We start from the raw sequence: 19,623 nt of genomic DNA, 5'->3' as shown, positions 1-19,623 counted from the left end.
GACATAATGGCAATTTTAAATCCAATCGCATCGAATTGGTCACGTTCTGAACGCGAAAAATTAAATAATAACTGGACCATTATCGAAAGGTATTTATCCAACTTACAAGGGCAAATAAACTTGCTTACTGGTGATGTAGATGTTCAGGCACTAATTGACCAAATCAACGAGATTTTAAATCAGGGTAATGTAATAATTGACGATTTAGAGACGGCTTTACAGGATGCTACAACTATTATAACAAATGCGGAAAACGCTACTACTGATGCAAATAATGCAGCACAGGACGCATTGAATGCCATTAATGACATGCAAGCATTCATTAATCAGTTTGGTAATGCTGAATCATATGATAATAGCAAACTTTATAAAGTGAATAATTTAGTTGAATATGATGGTAGTGGATTCATTTGTATTAAAGATACACAAGGTAATCCTCCTCCTACACTTTCAATAAAACGCAATGAATGGTGGCAGTTATTCGCTCAAAAAGGTTTAGATGGTACAGGATCGGTTTCAAAGGTTGCGGGAAAATCACCTGAAGCAGACGGAAATGTCCCTCTTGTTCCAGAAGATATTGGAGCTGCAAGTCATACTGATTTCAATGGACATATGGCTCAAAGTGTTGAAGATTTAAATGGAGTTCATGGATTAACAATAGAAACTGGTGATTTTACTCCATATTTTTATGGAACAACAAATGCTGGAACAAATACTACTTATTTATTACAAACTGGGACATACTATAAAATTAATAATTTAGTGAAAATTGATTTAACACTACAAATCAACAATAAAGATACGAGTATGTCTGGCGACCTAGAGATTGGCGGTATTCCATTTGCTGCTTCAGCAGCGCATTGTTCCATTGGAGGATATCAATTTATAACTTTAAGTGAAGGGTATAGCGAGTTGTTAGCTAGTATCACTGGCACAAGAATTATATTAAAAGAGTGCGGGAATAACAAGGCAGAAAATGATATAGTAGCTGCTAAAATTATTAATGCTAGTTTTATAAGATTATCAGCGACTTATAAAGTAAGTAAATAAGGGGGATGTAAAATGATTGAAAAATATATTCTTGATAATTTAAACCAAAACAGTGTTAGTGTGAAAAAACAAACTTATATTCTTTATAAGGAACAACAATATCCCATTGGCGAAATCTGGCGTAGAGCTTATGTAAATAGTGATTTAGGTAGACAACAGGTTTCAAAAGAATTACCATCAGCACAAATTAATGCGATTTTAGCAGTGTGGGGAGATGAAGCGACATTTGTAGAAGAGGATATTTAAACCTGTAAAAAAAGGAGGGATTTAACCCTCCCTCTATGTTAAGGAACAATTGATTTTACAATTGGGATTTTACTTAAAATCCATACAATTATATAACTTAGAACAATAATAATAATTGCGAAGAGTGGTATACCTATAATTGGGCTAATGAACATCACATTAAAGTCGAATTTATTTAAGAAATCAATGATAAAAACATGTACTAAGTAAATACCAAATGAATATTTACTAATGTTTTTTATTAGAACATTGTTCTTAGGGTTACTTACTTTAAAGAACAGGAATATCCAAACAGAAACTACTACAGTATTGAAATTTAAATAATGATAGAAAAATGCGTTGAATATGCCATCATTGTTTGCGGTTAAAATATATGTTCCAACAATTGTTATAACCAAGCTTGTTAGACCAATAGAGTTCAAAAGCGTCATATTAACTCTTTTGATTTGACCTAGTAAGTATCCAAGAAGATAGTACCCTATAAACAATGAGCCATAAACAAAATATCCAACTGAAATAGCAAGACCACTAGTGTTAAAACCAATACCAAATTTCATGTTTACAATATTGTTTATTGAAATTAAAACAAAATAGGCAATTACTAAAAAGCTAATTGTACGCATAGAAATACGTGATAACCATTTTTTAAGTATTGGATTAAGTAAGTATAAAATAATAATTGCATATACAAACCATAAATGATAATACACAGGACCAAATGCCATTTGTTTTAAAAAACTTGTGTATGTATTTAGATTAGACAATTCATGAAAAAGATAAATATTTGGGTTCAAGTAAAGTAAAAATAAATAATAAAAGATGGCCCAAAAAGTAAAGGGTATTACAATTTTAGTAAATCTCTTTTTATAAAAAACAGATGGTTTATGTGAAGAATTAATATTTAAATAACCACTTATCATTAAGAAAATTGGTACACACCATCGTGTTAATGAGTCAAAAATATTAGCTATTTGCCAATCAAATTTAGTTATATTATTAAACTCATACAATAAAGGAGCAGCAGAATGTAGTACGACTACACTTATAATAGCTAAAGCCCTTAACGTATCAAAATAATCCAAACGTTCTTTGTTATCCATAAGTTTCTCCTTATTAGGTAAGTATTTACTTTATAATAGCAAAGAAAAAGTTAGGTATATAGGATATTATAAAAAGTTTTAGATACTTTTAGCCTTCCACAGATAATTGTGGAGGGCTATTTATATACAACAAGATTTAAGAAATGCACTGTACCGAACAGTGCTATTTTTATTTGTGAGGTGTTGACATGGACAGTCAAACAGTAGCTTTAATCGGAATTTTATGTACGGTATTAGGTGCATTTATTGGAGTACTTACTTACAACCGTAATCGAGACAAGGATGTAAAAAACGATGCATCTGATTCAGCTGTAATACGCACGAAACTAGACAATATTAACGCTGGAGTAGAATCTATTCGGATTGATATAAAAGCCCAAGAGATGCGTGTTACAGGGCTATCTGAACGTGTAATTCGTGTGGAGGAATCAAGCAAACAAGCTCACAAACGTTTAGATAAAATGGAGGGGATTACACATGAAAATTAATTGGAAAGTACGCTTTAAAAATAAAACGTTTCTATTATCTCTATGGGCGCTTATTATCGTCCTAGCACATCAAATTGCTTCTATATGGGGCGCAGACATTACACTTGTTAGTGCGCAGGTAACGAACGTAGTCGAGACAGTACTGACTATTCTTGCGTTAATCGGAATCGTACACGATCCAACAACACCAGGTATAAACGATAGCGAAAGAGCTTTAAAATATGACAAGCCAAAGGGTGATAAATAATGGTGCAAATCAGACAATATTTAGTGTCAGCAGCCGTGGCTATTAAAGTAACAGGAGGATGTAAAAACACTCGTAAAAAAGTATGCATTCATGAAACTGACAATACCAAAAAAGGTAGTGGGGCAAACAACCACGCTCTACTTCAAGCCAACGGTAATAGTCGACAAGCAAGTTGGCACTGGACTGTGGATGACAAAGAAGCGATTCAATCATTTACACATGATTATCAATGTTGGGCAGCAGGTAGCACAAAGGGGAATAACGAAGCTATCCATATTGAGATGTGTGTGAATGCTGATGGAGACTATGTAAGGACTGTACAAAATACAGCATCACTAGTTGCAAAAATTCTTAAAGACGAGAACTTAACAGTCAATGATGTAGTACAGCATAATTTCTACAGTGGGAAAAATTGCCCTAGTAAGATGCGTTCCACAAGTGCACCTATTCCATGGAGCAGTTTTTTACAAATGGTTAAATCAAATATGCAACCTTCAATACCAAATAATATTGCAAAGGATGATGATACAATGCGATTTACTAATGAAACACTTAAAGCTGCAGTTCGTGACTATCTTAAACAAGCAGTAGACAAAAAGCTTATTGATAAATCACACTTAGATAAATTTGATGCTGGTATGATGACTGGCGGTGATTTTGAAGGATTGAAGATTATCATTGCACAACGTAGTATGTAATCAAATGCCTGTTACCTAAATTGGTAATGGGCTTTTTTTATTTCCACAAATTTCACTTGTCAAAACACAAACGTTTGTTCTAAAATAATACAAACGAATGTTCTGTATTGAGGAGTGAGGATGATGAAAGAACAACTGATTAAAGCAATGCAGCGTAACCAATTTTTAAATATGATGTACATGTCTAAAGACGGCACAGTGTCAAAAAGGCGTATCAAAATTATTAAAATTGCTGGCGATTCGTTTCAAGCTTATTGTTTTACAAGACAAGCAAAACGTACATTTATGGTTGATAGCGTGTTGGCGGTTGTTCCAATCATCCACAAGGAACGTGAAGTCGTATGATGAACCCTGAACAGCGTAGAATGCTTCATAAATTAGTTGTGCACGATATGGCTGTACAATCCTTACAACGTGACTTTGCAGTAATTGAAAATCTAAAAATGAGCAAAGTCTACATGCCGATTCTTGAACAGCTTTTAAAAGCCATCACAAATGATTATTACAACCTTAAAAGAGTGCTGGCAAAAGATAAAATTAAAATAGTAAAGTGGGAAAAGGTGAGTGAGTATTTTAGCGATTTAACAATAACCACCGCGGGTAATGATGAAGTGATGAGATATGCTAATCAAGCACTCAAAACTCAGGTAGAAGAATTACTTATAAGTCATCAAAATAAATAACCAGGCGCTCATCTTCATTTGAGTACCTGGTCATTTTTTGTTTATTCGTCATATGGTCTATACTTTTTCCGAAGTAATTCAAGTTCTTCTTTTTTCTCTAATATCATGCTTTTTAAAAACATTTTAGGCTGCTCTTTAACAGCTATTAACTTTCCGTCTTTAACTAATTTTCCAAGACGTACTTTGGATATATCTAAAATTTCAATTGCTTCAGCTGCAGATAACAATTCATTATTTAAAAATTCAAGTAGTTCCTCAGTTGATTCAAATTTGTACTCCATTTAACTACCTCGCTTTTATCATAAATAGAATTAGTCTTATGATGTGAATTAAAATTGTGAATCCATACAGTGTGATTAATACATAATCTAAAGTTGATGGATTCTGAAAATCAACGTATGTGAGTATTATGACTGTGCTGGCTAATATTAAAGCAACATTTGCATAACCAAATCTTTTAAGCATTTTTTTCATACATGTAAGTGGATGTGTTATAATTTGATTGAGAAGGAGGCGCTAACCTCCTTCATAGCTTATTTGCGACGTTTCTTCTTTGCGGGAGGGCGTCGCTTTTTCTTTGTCCCTTGCACCATGTCGTAAATGTCTTTCAAGCCTGATGTGAAAGCTTTAAAAGCTGTTGCGACTAGTGCTACTGTTGCAAGGACTTTTTCAAATTCATCCACTCTTGTTCACCTCCTTTCTATACTTTTATTATACTATATCTATTCAAAAAAGTAAATAGCTTTATATATATTATTTTACTCTTTTTGGTAAAAATTTTCATAAAAAAAGCCACTCGTTTGAGTGACCTTAGTCTTTTAATGATTCATGCTGTTTGTAACCTGGAGCAATCGCTTCTAAATCTAACTTCTCATAGTTATCCCAATTAACTTTTTTAAAGGTTTCGGCATCAAAGAAAATACCATACACTTCTCCCATTTCTTCATTCCCATATTGGTCAGTCAATGGGGCAAACCAGTAAATTGAAGGGGATTGAATACTTTCTACTTTTGATAATTCAGCAAAAATCTTACCTGACTTCTTTAAAATTTGCGATTTAGAACCTTCATGTAATTTTTTATCTTTGATATTAATTCTGACTAAACCATCATCTGATTCAACAATTTCATAGTCATCTTTAATTACTGTTTTTACAGCTTCTTCAACTGGATTTTTTTCTTGTTTTTGCTCTATTTCTGCTGAACCAGGTTTTTCCTCTTTAGGTTTTGCTTCGTCTTCACCACATGCAGCTAGTAATAAAGCTGACAATGCTCCGATGTAAAATAATTTCTTCATACATAAAACCTCCCTTGATATTACCATTTTAGGAAATTGTGCAAAGAAAGTATACAAAAAAACAGACAACCTTATTTAGTTATCTGATTTTGTGAATTGTATTATTTCTGATATATCCTCAATGTTTAGGGCATCAGCTATTTTTTCTAGTGCATTCTTATTTATACGAATTGTCTTGTCATTAACTAACTCACTTATGGTACGAGGGTTTAAACCTGTAATTTCCACAAGCTTCTTTTGGTCCCAACCTCTTTTTTTCAACAGTTCTCCAAGATTTGATTTTAATTCAGCGCCCATTCTTCACCAACTCTCATGTTATTATGTTACTTTTATTATAAACCATAATTTACTTAAAAGAAATTAAATGTTGACATTTTACTTAAACGAAATTATGATTTACTTAATCGAAATTGTTTAAACACAAATTTATATTTTTTTATATGTCGATTTCTTTTAAGTAAATTCTAAGTGAGGTGAAACAGAAATGGCTTTCGAATACCTAGCACAATACATAACATTCGATTCAGTAGCAGATATGGATAAGAGTGTGGAAAACCATATGGCGGTACACTATTACGACTTAACAGAATCAGAACGAGCAATCGTATTTAAACTGGCATCGCACAGCTTAGAACATACTGGGGCATGTCATTTAAAAGCTTCTACAATTGCTGCTTCACTGGAGATCAGTACAAAGACTGTTTATCGAGCAATTTCAAAATTGGAATCGTTAGGAATCATCAAGAAAGAAACGACTGTAAAGAGTAAAGGAGGGCAAGGAGCAAGCATTTATATCATTTTGCCTTACAATGTCTCACCGTCAATGTCCGACCGTGAAAATGCTGAAAAGCCTTGTGAGAGTAACGTTTGCCCTCCACAATCACAAGACCTACCATCTAGTTCTTTTAATCTTTTAAGTTCTAAACAAGCAAATAATATTATGAGTCTTGGCAATGAATTAGCTTTGCAAGCTGAAAAGAAAAAGGAGTACATGAACGAGTACCAAGTAATGCTTTACGATTTCATGCACTCGCTGCCTTTACAAGATGAATTGAAGGACCAACTTCACAAATGTATCTTGGCTACAAAAATGAACGATGTACGTGATTTCGTGAACGCTAAGGATGTTTTAGCTAAAATTATCCGTGATATTGCGAACGGTACATTAACAATTGCTAGTACATTAAGAGCCGTATTTGTAGGGGCATTTAACAAGGCTGTAGAGCGTTCTAAGAAGAAGTTGACTAATTCATCATCTATAGAAGAAACAGCAGATAGAGAACGTCCTGTGCCTTTCTACAATTGGTTAACAGAGCGTGATAGCCATCCACAATTAAATATAAGACCAACAATCGATAACTGGTTGTTGTGGTAAAGGGGAGATTATAAATGACTCATTTTGAATACATGGAACAACAAGGTCAATTAACGATTTTTGATTTTCTTTCGGTCCAAGAATCGGACCATAAGTTAAATGTGGACCGATTGTCATCCACAGATGTTAATAAAACTGTTGATAAGAAGAACGCCACAATAGAGTCTCGTATAAGAGTTTGTAATGTGCGGAGATAAGAAAAGACCACCCTAGAAATGAGTGGTCTCGTGATACCATTTGTGATACCTTTTTTCATGCCGACAACATGCCGATTTCGTGCCGACAACAGTTGAAAAGGTATGATAATATTGAAAAGCCCTTATGCTAAAAAGAATGATTTCATTGAGTTTCTTCTATTATATAATACATTTTAAAACCTTCCATTTATTAAATTTGAGATGGAAGGTTCTATCGGTTAATTTATTAGTCACCCCTAGTCACAACATACATTGTGACTAGGGGTTTTTTGTTTTGTGTTTTTACGTTGAGAATGAAAGTGGATATTTAGAATATATCGAAATAGTACTGGATTTTTTTAAGATTACATACTAAAATGATAATGAGAATCAATATCAATTAAGAAGGGGTTGATAAATCTAGAAGATGTTCAGTACTTCAATAAGCCAGATGAGATAGTTAATCATCTTCAAAGGAGAATATGTAAATGAAAAAGAAGTTTTTATTTATTAGTTTCATAGCATTATTTATGCTCATTCTCGCCGCATGTGGAGAGAAGAAGGCAGTAGTAGAGGAATCTTCCACTGATACACCAAAAGAAGAATCAACAAATGAAAATGGCGCGAGAACGATTGAATATCTTGGTGAAAGCTATGAAGTGCCAGAAAAAGTGGAAAGAATTGTTGTAACAGGAGCTATGGAAGCGATGGAGGATATGGTTATGCTGGATGTTCACCCAGTAGGAGCTATTGCTATTGGTGGCAAGTTCCCTGAGCTATATGCTTCTGTAACAGACAAAGCAGAATCTATTGGTGAGAAGATTAAACCAAACTTTGAAAAAATATTAGAATTAAATCCAGATGTCATTTTAGGGTCCACAAAGTTCCCAGAAGAGGTACAAAGTAAATTAGAGAAAATTGCACCTACAATTTTGGTGTCACATATTTCGACGAACTGGGAATCTAATTTGAATTTACTAGCCGAACTAACTGGTAAGCAAGCAGATGCTGAGAAGATCTTATCTACATATAAAGCTAATATTGAAGCTGCTAAGTCCACGTTAACTGAAAAACTACAAGATCAAAAAGTAGCGGCTATTCGTATTCGTGGGGGACAAGCGTATGTTTATCCAAAAGAAGTATTTTTAAATGCAGTTCTTTATGGAGAGCTTGGTTTAGCAGTACCTAATGAAGTTGCTAAAGCTAAATCTCAAGAGGCCATTTCTGTGGAGCAACTTGCAGATATGAATCCTGATTATTTATTTGTGCAGTTTTCAACAGATGAAAATGCGGACGCGCCGAATGCTTTAGAAGACTTTAAAAAGAATCCAATCATCCAAAATATTACTGCATTTAAAAATGACCAAGTATTTGTTAATGTATTAGATCCATTAATGGAAGGCGGCCCTGCATACAGCCGGATTAAGTTTTTAGAGGCGATTCAGCAAAATCTTGTGAAATAAATGTAGCCTGTTAAAGTAGCATGAGTTCAATGGAATATGGACGCATGCTTTTTCTTTTGCAAAATTAAGTAGATGCTCAATCTGCTATTAGTTTAGACAAAAGAAGGTATATTTTTTACATGATGTTTATTTGTAGTGACATACTGTGTGCTATGATTATGTAGATAGAGGAGGATGTCACATGATTGTAGTAGGATTAACTGGTTGGGGCGATCACCCTTCACTTTATAGTGGAGTGACTACTTCAAAGGATAAATTATTTGATTACACAGGTCATTTTTTAACGGTTGAAGTAGATACTTCTTTTTATGCCATACCAGCCAAAGAGCATGTTCGCAAATGGTGTAAGGATACACCTGAAAACTTCCGTTTTGTTGTGAAAGCTTACCAAGGCATGACGGGGCATTTACGTGGAGAGATTCCCTTTGAATCCAAAAATGATATGTTCAATGCATTTATTGAATGTGCCAATGAATTTAAACGTTATGGAAAGCTAGCCATGGTATTAGCACAATTTCCACCATGGTTTGATTGCCAAGGAAAAAATGTGCAATATTTATTGTATATCCGACAACAGCTAAAGGATTTTGAAGTAGCGATTGAGTTTCGAAATCAAACATGGTATGCAGAAAATGTTGTCAAGCAAACGATAGATTTCTTACGAGAACAACAATTTATCCATACGATTTGTGATGAACCACAGGCTGGTGTAGGATCTGTTCCTTTTTATCCTGTAGTGACTGCAAATAAAGCGTTGATTCGTCTCCATGGTCGCAATATACATGGATGGCGGAACACAGGAAATGCAGAAAATTGGCGTAAAGTTCGCTTCTTATATGATTATAATAAAGAAGAATTACAGCAGCTTGGGGATAGCATGAAAAAGCTTGAAACAGAGGTCAATGAACTCTTCGTTTTATTTAATAATAATTCAGGTAATCATGCAGCGAAAAACGCAAAGGAGCTACAAGGTATGTTGAATATTAACGATGTCGGGTTGGCACCTAAACAATTAAACATGTTTGAAGGGGAACTATAATGGAGTTTATTTTATTAGTCATCATTGCATTGCTTGCTGGTCTAATTGGCTCATTAGTTGGGCTAGGTGGTGGTGTAGTATTAGTACCAGCAACATTATACATCGGCTTAAATTTAGGAATGATCCCAGATATTACACCACAAAAAGTAGTCGGTTTATCAGTTGTGATGATGATTTTCACGGGACTTGCCTCCACACTAAGCTATATGAAATCTAAAACGGTGGATTATAAAAGTGGCTTTATATTCTTTATTGGAAGTATCCCTGGAACGATTCTTGGCGCATGGGTCAATAAAGGGTTAGATTTACCATCCTTCAATTTATATTTTGGTATTTTACTTATTATTTTATCGATTATTTTGCTTGTGCGGGACAAACTGAAGCCTGTAAAATGGTTTGTAAAAAATGGTATGCAGCAAGAATTTACTGACTCTGAGGGAAAAACCTATGTATATGGCTATCCTATTTGGTTTGCCATTACATTAACATTTGGTATTGGCTTTGCTTCTGGGTTATTTGGAATAGGTGGCGGCTCCATGATTGTGCCAGCAATGATTATTTTATTCTTATTCCCGCCACATGTCGCGGTGGCAACATCGATGTTTATGGTATTTTTAACGTCCATCGTTAATTCCGCAAGCCATATTGCTTTAGGACATGTCCCTTGGCTCTATACAATCCCTGTGATCCCGGGTGCTTACTTAGGAGCAAAGCTAGGTGCTGCGTTAAATAAAAAAATTAAATCCGATACACTTGTACTAGCTTTAAGGATTATTCTATTATTATTAGGAATTCGATCTATTATAGAAGGCATATTAGCTTAATTTGAAGTGAGGTGGCTTTAATGCTTGAAAAGATCCATATTTTTCACACAAATGATTTGCATAGTCATTTTAAGTATTGGCCACGAATGCAAAGCTATGTGAAAGAGAAAAGAAATAATCTGGCGAATATCGGGGAAACAAGCTATCTGTTTGATGTTGGAGATCATTTAGATCGGTCCAACATTTATACAGAAGCAACAGTTGGGAAAGGCAATGTGCGATTGCTCAATGAAGCAGGTTACGATGTGGTGACAATCGGCAACAATGAAGGCATTACATTATCTCATGAAGAGCTCTTTCACTTGTATGACAATGCTAATTTTGATGTCGTTGTGGCAAATGTATATGCCTCACATGGGAAGAGGCCAGCATGGATGAAACCCTATGTAATATTAACAACAGCAACGGGTACGAAGCTGGGTGTCATTGCAGCCACGGCCATGTTTGAAGTATATTATGAAGAATTAAATTGGCATATGGACGACGCTCGTAGTACATTGCTACGTTTAGCGCATCAACTACGTGAAGAAGTAGACATTGTTGTATGCTTATCCCATTTAGGCATTACAGAGGATGAGCTCTTAGCGGACGAGTGTCCAGAAATTGATGTTATATTCGGCTCTCATACGCATCATGTCCTACCAGAGGGCAAAGTGGTTAATGGGGTTTTACTGACAGGTGGAGGTAAGTTTGGCCAATATACTGGACATCTTATCATAGAATATGATAAAAAATTGAGGAAAATTGTTGAAAAAAAGGATACTTTAATTCATAATAAGGATTTGCCAATTGTTAAAAATGAACAAAACATGGTGCAGTTTTTGGAGGATGAGGGTAACAGAATTTTGGATACTCCAGTTTTTACAACAAAGAAAGCCTACAACAAGGAATGGTTCCATTATTCACAGCTATCTGATTTATTTGCACATGCAATTTTGGAGAAAAGTGGTGCCGACTGTGCATTATTCAATGCAGGGATATTTTTAGATGGTCTTCCTAAGGGAATAGTGACTGCCTTAGATTTGCACCGAATTTTCCCACATCCCATTAATTTATGTACAATTGAATTATCCGTTGCTGAAATGAAAGAAATTTATATGCAATCCAAAAATGAAGAATGGCCCTATATCGAACTAAAAGGATTAGGGTTTAGAGGCGTCATTTTTGGAAAAATATTGACATATGGATTTTCCATGAATGAAAATCGGCAATTATTAATTAATGGTAAGCTAGCAGATCAAAATCACATTTATAAACTGGTCACATTGGATCTGTTTACATTTGGTTATTTTTATCCAAGTTTTAAATATGCAAAAAAACAATATATTTTACCTGAATTTTTACGAAACATTATGATAGATTATGGTCAAAGATTCTTTAAACAATAGAGAGAGTTTAAAGAATGGAATGGGGAAGAAGTCATGCGATTAATTTCAATCGATGTATTAAAAGAAGGAATGGTATTAGGAAGAACCATTTGGAATGAGGCAGGTCATCCGCTTTTAAAGAAAGATGTTGTCATTAATGACCGTATTATTCAAAGACTTCAACAGTTAAATACACATTATTTATATATTGACGATGAGATTTCTGAGGGTATAGAAGTAGAAGAGACCGTTCCACCTGCTATGCGAAATAAAGTCATCAAAACTATAAAGGATTCGTTCCAGTCCATTGATGGTTTGAATCCAGTAAATGCTTCTTATATATTAGATCAGCAATCAAAGACAATTGTTTCGATTGTAGATGAATTACTTTCTGCAGTTACTGGAAATAATGAAATTCTAACCATTTTAACAGATGCTTATTTATTTGATGAATATTTATATCAACATTCTTTCCAAGTGACATTGTATTCTATTGCCATTGCCAAAGAACTTGGCTACTCTGCTGAGGATTTACGTTTGATCGGAATCGGTGCATTATTACACGATGTCGGTAAACTAATGGTACCGAAAGATATTTTAACAAAGCCAGGACGTTTAACGAATGATGAGTTTGAAATGATGAAGATGCATGCTCGTTACGGTTTTGATTTATTGAGGAATTTACATTCAATCTCTCTGCTTGTGGCACACTGTGCTTTCCAACACCATGAACGTATTGATGGAAGTGGCTATCCAAGAGGACTTGTTGACTTTGAAATTCATCCATTTGCCAAGATAATTGGCGTTGCAGATGTTTTTGATGCGGTGACGACGAATCGTGTATACCGGGAAAAGATGCTCCCTTCACAAGGACTAGCTATTGTTGAAGCTGGCTCGGGTACTCTTTATGATGCTCGAATTGTAAAAGCTTTAAAAAGAGCTGTCGTTCATTATCCAAATGGTGTTATTTTAAAATTATCAGATGGACGCCGTGGGATTGTATCTAGACAAAACACGTTGGATGCGGCATTACCATGGATTCGTATTTTTGAAGAACAAGATCAATTGCTTGCAGCTACATATGAAATTAATTTAGTGGATTATCCTGAGGTAACAGTTGAAAATGTTGAGACGGATTATGTGGTTCCCGCAAAAGTAGAATAAATTACTCCTTCTGTTCATACGTTATGGAACAGGAGGAGATTTTTTTGTTTTTCCCTCGAAAAAGAATGAAATTACGCTCATATGGTAGAAGGGGAATGCGTCTTAATAAATTAACGATTTTAATTGTTAGTATGGTTGTTTGCCTTATATTATTTATTTATTATTTAAATGAACGGCTCATGCCAACCTATTTGCAATATGCAGAAGTACAAACTACGAAGATTGCCTCATATGTTGTGAGTAAAGCCATTAATTCACGTACCTCTAATGTATTAGATGTAAATGATATCATTGAAGATATTCCTCCAGGTACGTCTGAAATGATGACCACTAAGTTTAATACAGAAATCATTAATCGTGTTCGAGCAGAGACATTAGAGCTTGTTAAAATGTATTTGGAGCAAGCTGAACAAGGAGAGCTATCCCATTTACCTGAATTAGATAATGTTGAATATGATATTAACAGGATCCAAGATGGTGATGGCATTGTCTTTTTTGTACCGCTTGGTCAAGCAGCCAATATTCCTTTGCTTGGAAATTTGGGGCCAAAGATCCCGATACGCTTCCATGTGATTGGGAATGTTCATAGTAATGTGACATCCTCTATTCAAGAATTTGGAATCAATAGTGCTTATGTGGAGGTAGGTATTCATTTAGAGGTAAATGTTCAGATTATTGTTCCTTTCGCTAGTAAGTCTTCTACCGTTGCACAGGATATACCTGTAGCGATGGGCCTAACAAGGGGACCTGTTCCAAACATTTATACCAATAGTAGTGACGCGCCACAACCGTCCATAGAAATACCTGTCCCTTATAAATAGAAATGTTTGTTGTGATAGTTGTTGGAGTGCCTTTAATATGTTACATTGACAACAGTGAAGATAGTTAATATTAAAAAATGTATATTTTTGATAGGGGCGATATTCGTATGACATCTTGTAAACCTACAAGTAAAGAAGAACATGTAAGAAAACCAGATTGGCTAAAAATAAAACTAAACACGAATGATGAATATAAAGGGCTTAAAAAGCTGATGCGTGAGAAAAATCTGCATACAGTATGTGAAGAAGCTCGTTGTCCAAACATCCATGAATGCTGGGGAGAGAGACGTACTGCTACCATGATGATTCTTGGTTCCGTTTGTACACGTGCTTGTCGTTTCTGTGCAGTGAAAACAGGTTTACCAAATGAACTAGATTTGGCAGAACCAGAGCGCGTTGCAGATTCAGTAGCCATTATGAATTTAAAGCACGTTGTTATTACAATGGTAGCACGTGACGATTTAAAGGATGGCGGAGCGCAAGTTTTAGCAGAAACAGTACGTGCAATTCGTCGTAAAAGTCCTTTCACATCTGTTGAGGTATTGCCATCAGATTTAGGTGGGATGAAGGAGAACCTTCAAATGTTAATGGATGCAAAACCAGACATTTTAAATCATAATATTGAAACAGTACGCCGTTTAACACCAAGAGTGCGCGCTCGTGCAAAATACGAACGCTCTTTAGAGTTCCTGCGTTTAGCTAAAGAGATGCAGCCTGAAATTCCAACGAAATCATCACTAATGATTGGATTAGGCGAGACACATGAAGAAATCTTAGAAGTCATGGACGATTTACGTGCAAATAATGTTGATATTATGACGATCGGTCAATATTTACAGCCAACGAAAAAGCATTTACCAGTTAAAAAATACTATTCACCAATAGAATTTGGTAAACTGCGTAAGATTGCCATGGAGAAAGGCTTTAAGCATTGTGAGGCTGGCCCACTTGTACGTAGTAGTTATCATGCAGACGAACAAGTAAATGCTGCAACGAAAGAACGTCAATTACAAGCGGAAGTGTAAACGTCAAGGCTGAACGAAAAGGGTGGTGTCACTTTGATCATAGTTGAAGGATTAGAATATGAACTAATAGAAGATTATCGCGAGGCCTTTCAGGAGGAAGTTTTTCAGGAAAGATACTCAGATATCTTAGCCAGATACGATTATATTGTAGGTGATTGGGGCTATAACCAGTTACGTTTAAAGGGCTTTTTTGATGATAAAAATCAAAAATCCACTTTTGATACAAAAATAAGTACGCTTCAAGATTATCTATACGAATACTGTAATTTTGGCTGTGCTTATTTCGTATTACGTAAACTGGGGAAAGTTATGAAACAGCCAGAAGTAGTGGATATGAGTGAAGTAACAAAGCCAACAGACCATGAACCTTTAGCAGAATAAATTCTTATACAAAAACCTGATGTGATAGGCATCAGGTTTTTTTCATCATTGTTAGCTTTTGTGTAATTAGGGAAAACTAAAGCACAAAACAGCTTATCGAAGGTGTGTTGCAAATGAAAAGAGCCGTATTTTTAGATCGTGATGGTGTTATCAATGAAGTACTAACAAATCGTGTGAAGTTTGTGAATAAGCCTAAGGATTTGTACTTTTTACCGCAAGTGCCTGAGGCAATCAGAAAGCTAAATAAGCATTTTGATTATGTGTTTGTCGTGACAAATCAAGGTGGGGTTGGTTTAGGCTTTATGAAGGAAAGTGGCTTACAGAAAATACATGAGCATATGGTGAAGGAGCTAAAGAAAAAAGGGGCAGTGATCCATGAAGTCGTTTATTGTCCGCACAAACCTAAGTCAGGTTGTGCCTGCCGCAAGCCCAATAGCAAATTAATTGTGGATTTAGGAAAGAAATATAATATTGATTTATCAAAATCCTATATGGTAGGTGATACAGATACGGATATTATTGCAGGAAAACGGGCAGGAACAAAGGGTGTTTTCTTAGGGGAACAAGATTCATTAGCAGATGCTGTCTTTCCAGATTTAATAAGCGCTGCCCAGTGGATTATCAAGGATGCAACAGCTTAAACGTATTGAGAAAAAGGAAGTATAAATCATTAAAAAAGGGATAATTTATGAATGGAGGTGATGATGTTGGCAAAAGAAAAACGCAATAAAAAGCCATTAGATCGAGAGGAATATGGGTATGGTTTTGATATTAGTGTAGACGATTTAGCTGTGATTGGTCAAAATCAGCAAGCGAAAAAGCAAAATGATAATGAAAATAAAGACAAGCCCCATAATAAAGATAATCCATCCACTTTAAATAAATAACAATCCGTAAAAAGATTTCGCAATCGCCCATGGCTAGCGGAATTTTTTTATATAAAAAAACACCCAATAAAATGGGTGTTAGTTCAATAATTCACGCAAGTATTCCCGTAATTCGATTGTTTCTTCCTCTGTGCGATTGTACACATGTTCTAAGTAACCAGGCTCTTCTACATCATCAGGACCAATAATAGCAAAGCGACCGAACTGGATATCCATGACAAGCACTTTTCCAAAGAAGCGGCCAGATTGTAATATAGCTAAATCATAACGTAGCTTTTGTCCAGCAAAACTAACAAATCTTGTTTTCGTATCTTCTACATCATCATATAAAAAAAAACGTTCCATCTTTTAATCTCCTTCCAATCCTATAGTTATGGTACTATAGAAGAGAAAAGACTATCAACTTTTAAAGATTTGAATGGGGGCTTTCCTTGTGTATTTTGTAGATCGTAATAAAATCACAAAAAATTTACAGTACTTAGATGGGCTATTAACTATTTTGGAGACAGAAGATAACTGGCTTCAAAATGATATAAAAAAATTAGCTATCGAGCGAATTGGGCACAACATTATGGAGTCAATGATGGATGTAGGAAATTTAATGATTGACGGTTTCATTATGCGCGATCCAGGAAGCTACGAGGATATTATTGATATTTTAGTCGATGAAAAAGTTGTAGCTGCTGATTTGGAAGCACCATACAAAGCAGTTGTTGGCTTACGTAAAATGCTTGTGCGTGAGTTTATAGAGGTAGATATCCAAGAGGTTATCCATGTACTAACAGCTAATCTAACAGCTTTAAAGCAGTTCTCGCCAGCAGTTCATAATTATTTAACAAATGAATTAGGACCGGTTTCAGCATTTTTGCCAGAGGATCATCAATGAAACAATATAAGGCCTATTGCTTTGATTTAGATGGAACTGTCTACCGTGGGAAGGAAGGTATTCCTTCTGCGGTAGCTTTTATTCATCGTTTACAGCATGCAGGAAATGAGCCATTCTATGTAACGAATAATTCTTCGAAGACGCGAGAACAACTGCAAGAAGCTTTACTGTCTATTGGTGTGAACGCGCCATTAGAGCATATTTATTCAAGTGCATTGGTCACAGCAAAGTATGTGGCCTTACATTTTCCAAGCAAGAAAGTAGCCATGATGGGTACAGATGGTATTCGTCAGGCACTACTAAATGAAAATATTGTGCCTGTTGAGGATGAGCCCGATGTATTTGTTATGGGGATTGATCGTACGCTTGATTATATGGCACTTGCTAGGGCCACGGTTTTTGTTCAGCAAGGAGCAACCTTTATTGCCACGAATCAGGATATTAAATTCCCAACAGAATACGGGTTCTTACCAGGCAATGGTTCTTTTGCACGCTTGGTAGGAGAAGTTGCAGATGTTGAACCAATCTATATTGGTAAGCCATCGCCAGCCATGCTGGAAGTAATTGCTACCGAGCATGGGATTGCCAAAGAAGACATGGTAATGATCGGTGATAATTATGATACGGACATTATGTGTGGTATTCGTTTTGGCTGTGACACCATTCATGTGAATACTGGGGTGACGCCTACAAAGACTGTCCTCGAAAAAGAATGCCAACCTACATATGTAGTGGACGTACTAAAGTAATAAAAGGATGTTTATGCTAATTTTCAGCATAACATCCTTTTTATTTGTTCAAATTTATTCATATAGGCATTTTAGAAAACTACCATAAAGGATTTTCTTCGATAAATTGATAAATGGCTTTCGTTAATTCATCAGGAGAATCAGCTTCTACTAATTCACCGTTTACAATTGCATAAAAGGATTCTGAGCACTTTGTACAATAACTGAGGCAGCCATATTCCAAAACGTCGATGTTTGGATCGCGTTCGAGTACTTCATAAGTTGCTTGAGAGCCATTTGCTAAATTACTTATACAAAATTCAACCATTGGATTCATCCATGTCACCTCACCAAAGTAATGCTACTCGGTTTTACGATTTTCGTCAATTATTTATGTTTAAGAGAAAAGAAACGTTTTTTAATAAAAGATAAAGGGAACTTGTTATTAATGGCTTAAAAATCAATAGAAATGAACAGGTTCTCGTTTATTTTGTGAAATCTTTCACAAAATTTCATTCTGATATTGTGAAACTTCTCACAATCGGTTATACTCGTTTGTGGATACTTTGTGAACAATTATTAAAAGAGATATAAAAGGAGACTATTATGGGAAAATTAGTACTTTTAGGTGGCGGCTACGGCAATATGCGTGTCATGCTTCGTCTATTAAACAGCCTACCGTTAGACAGAGAGGTAGTTATAGTAGATAGAGCCCCTTTCCATAGTTTAAAAACAGAGTTTTATGCATTGGCGGCAGGGACAGCAACAGATAAAGAAATTCGTGTAAGCTTCCCAGAGCATGAACGTTTAACAGCCGTATATGGAGAAGTCGTTGAAATTAATCGTGCGGAAAAAGTAGTCATTCTTGAAGACGGACAACGTATAGAATATGATGATTTAGTCATCGGGCTTGGCTGTGAAGATAAATATCATGGTGTACCAGGTGCGGAAGAGTATACGTACAGCATTCAAACAATGGGCAAATCACGTGCAACATTCCAAGCACTTTGTGGGTTACCAGCTGGATCTACAGTTGGAATTATAGGGGCTGGCTTAAGTGGAATCGAGCTTGCAAGTGAGCTACGTGAAAGTCGCTCAGATTTAAAAATCAAGCTATTTGACCGTGGTCAACGTATATTGAAAGATTTTCCAGAAAAACTAAGTAAGTATGTAAAGGATTGGTTTGTTAAGCATAATGTTGATGTTGTTGCCAATTCAAATATTACAAGAGTAGAGCCAGGTAAAATTTTTAACCATGATGATGAAATTTTACTCGATGCAGTGGTTTGGACTGCTGGTGTTCAGCCAGTCAAAATTGTTCGTGATATGGATGTTGAAAAAGATAAACATGACCGTCCACTTGTCACACAGTATTTTAATTTACTGGATGATGAACATGTCTATGTTGTAGGAGATTGTGCTTCATCAGATTTAGCCCCAACAGCACAATTAGCAGAGGAACAAGCGGAGCAAATTGTGAAAGTACTTCGTATGCGTTGGAAAGGTGAACATTTACCAGAGAAGATGCCAGATATTAAATTAAAAGGCTTCATGGGGGCTCTTGGTAAAAAACAAGGCTTTGTATACTTAGCTGATACAACAGTAACTGGGCGTATCGCTCGCTTAATGAAATCAGGATTATTATGGTATTACAAACGTCAAAATGATTAATTAGCTAA

General features: G+C 35.4%; 29 protein-coding genes. 22 read left to right on the top strand and 7 right to left on the bottom strand.

All coding sequences use genetic code 11. From position 1 onward, the window contains the following. The first annotated feature begins 6 nt into the window (after positions 1 to 6). Together JIN86_RS18290 and JIN86_RS18285 are read left to right on the top strand one after the other, a co-directional pair. Positions 7 to 1,050: a hypothetical protein gene (locus tag JIN86_RS18290; protein ID WP_202342523.1), complete on the top strand. Its 1,044-nt coding sequence runs from the start codon at positions 7 to 9 to the stop codon at positions 1,048 to 1,050. 12 nt (positions 1,051 to 1,062) lie between these two features. Next, complete coding sequence (locus JIN86_RS18285) at positions 1,063 to 1,296, top strand: hypothetical protein (RefSeq protein WP_202342522.1); 234 nt, start codon at positions 1,063 to 1,065, stop codon at positions 1,294 to 1,296. Positions 1,297 to 1,334: 38 nt separating this feature from the next. On the opposite strand, the gene JIN86_RS18280 is transcribed toward JIN86_RS18285, so the two are convergent. Then, the gene (locus JIN86_RS18280; protein WP_202342521.1) at positions 1,335 to 2,396 is read right to left on the bottom strand and encodes an acyltransferase; all 1,062 of its coding nucleotides are present in this window, start codon (positions 2,394 to 2,396) and stop codon (positions 1,335 to 1,337) included. Between the two features lie 188 nt (positions 2,397 to 2,584). Between JIN86_RS18280 and JIN86_RS18275 the strand changes: the two genes are divergently transcribed. The 5 genes from JIN86_RS18275 (at position 2,585) to JIN86_RS18255 (ending at position 4,512) form a co-directional block, all read left to right on the top strand. Further along, positions 2,585 to 2,884, top strand: a complete 300-nt coding sequence (locus JIN86_RS18275; protein ID WP_237497350.1) for a hypothetical protein — start codon at positions 2,585 to 2,587, stop codon at positions 2,882 to 2,884. Beyond that, positions 2,874 to 3,131 carry a phage holin gene (locus JIN86_RS18270; RefSeq protein WP_202342520.1) on the top strand — a complete coding sequence of 86 codons (258 nt, stop codon included), beginning with the start codon at positions 2,874 to 2,876 and terminating at the stop codon, positions 3,129 to 3,131. The genes JIN86_RS18275 and JIN86_RS18270 overlap by 11 nt, the downstream gene beginning before the upstream one ends. Continuing rightward, positions 3,131 to 3,829 (top strand): peptidoglycan recognition protein family protein, encoded by a 699-nt coding sequence (locus JIN86_RS18265; protein ID WP_202342519.1) that lies wholly within the window; start codon positions 3,131 to 3,133, stop codon positions 3,827 to 3,829. The genes JIN86_RS18270 and JIN86_RS18265 overlap by 1 nt, the downstream gene beginning before the upstream one ends. 123 nt (positions 3,830 to 3,952) lie before the next feature. Further along, entirely contained in the window at positions 3,953 to 4,174 is a 222-nt protein-coding gene (locus JIN86_RS18260) for a transcriptional regulator (RefSeq protein WP_202342518.1), read from the top strand. After that, positions 4,171 to 4,512: a YhjD family protein gene (locus tag JIN86_RS18255; protein WP_202342517.1), complete on the top strand. Its 342-nt coding sequence runs from the start codon at positions 4,171 to 4,173 to the stop codon at positions 4,510 to 4,512. Before JIN86_RS18260 ends, JIN86_RS18255 begins: the two co-directional genes overlap by 4 nt. Before the next feature lie 41 nt (positions 4,513 to 4,553). On the opposite strand, the gene JIN86_RS18250 is transcribed toward JIN86_RS18255, so the two are convergent. The 4 genes from JIN86_RS18250 to JIN86_RS18235 all read right to left on the bottom strand — a co-directional run bounded on the left by JIN86_RS18250 (position 4,554) and on the right by JIN86_RS18235 (position 6,105). After that, positions 4,554 to 4,793, bottom strand: coding sequence for a DNA-binding protein (locus tag JIN86_RS18250; RefSeq protein WP_202342516.1), 240 nt, complete (start codon positions 4,791 to 4,793; stop codon positions 4,554 to 4,556). Between the two features lie 252 nt (positions 4,794 to 5,045). Next, positions 5,046 to 5,195 carry a hypothetical protein gene (locus JIN86_RS18245; RefSeq protein ID WP_175400725.1) on the bottom strand — a complete coding sequence of 50 codons (150 nt, stop codon included), beginning with the start codon at positions 5,193 to 5,195 and terminating at the stop codon, positions 5,046 to 5,048. Between the two features lie 127 nt (positions 5,196 to 5,322). Beyond that, positions 5,323 to 5,808, bottom strand: a complete 486-nt coding sequence (locus JIN86_RS18240) for a hypothetical protein (protein WP_202342515.1) — start codon at positions 5,806 to 5,808, stop codon at positions 5,323 to 5,325. A gap of 75 nt (positions 5,809 to 5,883) precedes the next feature. Then, positions 5,884 to 6,105: a helix-turn-helix domain-containing protein gene (locus JIN86_RS18235; RefSeq protein ID WP_131520434.1), complete on the bottom strand. Its 222-nt coding sequence runs from the start codon at positions 6,103 to 6,105 to the stop codon at positions 5,884 to 5,886. Between the two features lie 187 nt (positions 6,106 to 6,292). Here JIN86_RS18235 and JIN86_RS18230 point away from each other — a divergent pair, with 187 nt between their 5' ends. The 12 genes from JIN86_RS18230 to JIN86_RS18175 all read left to right on the top strand — a co-directional run bounded on the left by JIN86_RS18230 (position 6,293) and on the right by JIN86_RS18175 (position 16,330). Then, complete coding sequence (locus JIN86_RS18230) at positions 6,293 to 7,183, top strand: helix-turn-helix domain-containing protein (protein ID WP_202342514.1); 891 nt, start codon at positions 6,293 to 6,295, stop codon at positions 7,181 to 7,183. A 14-nt stretch (positions 7,184 to 7,197) separates the two neighbouring features. Then, entirely contained in the window at positions 7,198 to 7,380 is a 183-nt protein-coding gene (locus JIN86_RS18225) for a hypothetical protein (RefSeq protein WP_202342513.1), read from the top strand. A 467-nt stretch (positions 7,381 to 7,847) separates the two neighbouring features. Further along, complete coding sequence (locus JIN86_RS18220; protein ID WP_202342512.1) at positions 7,848 to 8,822, top strand: ABC transporter substrate-binding protein; 975 nt, start codon at positions 7,848 to 7,850, stop codon at positions 8,820 to 8,822. 181 nt (positions 8,823 to 9,003) lie between these two features. After that, positions 9,004 to 9,861 (top strand): DUF72 domain-containing protein, encoded by an 858-nt coding sequence (locus JIN86_RS18215; RefSeq protein ID WP_202342511.1) that lies wholly within the window; start codon positions 9,004 to 9,006, stop codon positions 9,859 to 9,861. After that, positions 9,861 to 10,685 carry a sulfite exporter TauE/SafE family protein gene (locus tag JIN86_RS18210; protein WP_004228257.1) on the top strand — a complete coding sequence of 275 codons (825 nt, stop codon included), beginning with the start codon at positions 9,861 to 9,863 and terminating at the stop codon, positions 10,683 to 10,685. The genes JIN86_RS18215 and JIN86_RS18210 overlap by 1 nt, the downstream gene beginning before the upstream one ends. 20 nt (positions 10,686 to 10,705) lie before the next feature. Further along, a complete protein-coding gene (locus tag JIN86_RS18205; RefSeq protein WP_202342510.1) occupies positions 10,706 to 12,073 on the top strand; it encodes a bifunctional metallophosphatase/5'-nucleotidase in 1,368 nt (455 codons plus the stop codon). 33 nt (positions 12,074 to 12,106) lie between these two features. Next, entirely contained in the window at positions 12,107 to 13,216 is a 1,110-nt protein-coding gene (locus tag JIN86_RS18200; RefSeq protein WP_004228267.1) for an HD-GYP domain-containing protein, read from the top strand. A 23-nt stretch (positions 13,217 to 13,239) separates the two neighbouring features. After that, positions 13,240 to 14,037 (top strand): sporulation protein YunB, encoded by a 798-nt coding sequence (yunB, locus tag JIN86_RS18195; protein WP_048394406.1) that lies wholly within the window; start codon positions 13,240 to 13,242, stop codon positions 14,035 to 14,037. Between the two features lie 107 nt (positions 14,038 to 14,144). After that, positions 14,145 to 15,062 (top strand): lipoyl synthase, encoded by a 918-nt coding sequence (lipA, locus tag JIN86_RS18190; RefSeq protein ID WP_004228269.1) that lies wholly within the window; start codon positions 14,145 to 14,147, stop codon positions 15,060 to 15,062. 33 nt (positions 15,063 to 15,095) lie between these two features. Continuing rightward, the gene (locus tag JIN86_RS18185; protein WP_004228271.1) at positions 15,096 to 15,443 is read left to right on the top strand and encodes a YutD family protein; all 348 of its coding nucleotides are present in this window, start codon (positions 15,096 to 15,098) and stop codon (positions 15,441 to 15,443) included. 113 nt (positions 15,444 to 15,556) lie between these two features. Beyond that, entirely contained in the window at positions 15,557 to 16,084 is a 528-nt protein-coding gene (locus JIN86_RS18180; protein ID WP_004228273.1) for a D-glycero-alpha-D-manno-heptose-1,7-bisphosphate 7-phosphatase, read from the top strand. 51 nt (positions 16,085 to 16,135) lie between these two features. Then, positions 16,136 to 16,330, top strand: a complete 195-nt coding sequence (locus JIN86_RS18175; RefSeq protein ID WP_175400780.1) for a hypothetical protein — start codon at positions 16,136 to 16,138, stop codon at positions 16,328 to 16,330. Positions 16,331 to 16,408: 78 nt separating this feature from the next. Here JIN86_RS18175 and JIN86_RS18170 read toward each other — a convergent pair whose 3' ends face one another. Beyond that, positions 16,409 to 16,675 carry a DUF3055 domain-containing protein gene (locus JIN86_RS18170; RefSeq protein ID WP_009371988.1) on the bottom strand — a complete coding sequence of 89 codons (267 nt, stop codon included), beginning with the start codon at positions 16,673 to 16,675 and terminating at the stop codon, positions 16,409 to 16,411. 88 nt (positions 16,676 to 16,763) lie between these two features. Between JIN86_RS18170 and JIN86_RS18165 the strand changes: the two genes are divergently transcribed. Beyond that, entirely contained in the window at positions 16,764 to 17,216 is a 453-nt protein-coding gene (locus JIN86_RS18165; protein ID WP_009371987.1) for a DUF86 domain-containing protein, read from the top strand. Beyond that, positions 17,213 to 17,965, top strand: a complete 753-nt coding sequence (locus tag JIN86_RS18160) for a TIGR01457 family HAD-type hydrolase (RefSeq protein ID WP_202342509.1) — start codon at positions 17,213 to 17,215, stop codon at positions 17,963 to 17,965. Before JIN86_RS18165 ends, JIN86_RS18160 begins: the two co-directional genes overlap by 4 nt. Before the next feature lie 79 nt (positions 17,966 to 18,044). Here the strand turns inward: JIN86_RS18160 and JIN86_RS18155 are convergent, their stop codons facing one another. Next, complete coding sequence (locus JIN86_RS18155; RefSeq protein ID WP_004228286.1) at positions 18,045 to 18,281, bottom strand: YuzB family protein; 237 nt, start codon at positions 18,279 to 18,281, stop codon at positions 18,045 to 18,047. A gap of 269 nt (positions 18,282 to 18,550) precedes the next feature. On the opposite strand from JIN86_RS18155, the gene JIN86_RS18150 reads away from it, so the two are divergent. After that, positions 18,551 to 19,615: an NAD(P)/FAD-dependent oxidoreductase gene (locus JIN86_RS18150; RefSeq protein ID WP_004228288.1), complete on the top strand. Its 1,065-nt coding sequence runs from the start codon at positions 18,551 to 18,553 to the stop codon at positions 19,613 to 19,615. The last annotated feature ends 8 nt before the right edge of the window (positions 19,616 to 19,623 follow it).

This window comes from Lysinibacillus sp. HST-98 (assembly GCF_016757845.1).
Classification (GTDB): domain Bacteria; phylum Bacillota; class Bacilli; order Bacillales_A; family Planococcaceae; genus Lysinibacillus; species Lysinibacillus capsici.
The sequence above is the reverse complement of the archived record's forward strand: the minus strand, read 5'-3'. Positions and strand labels throughout refer to the sequence as shown.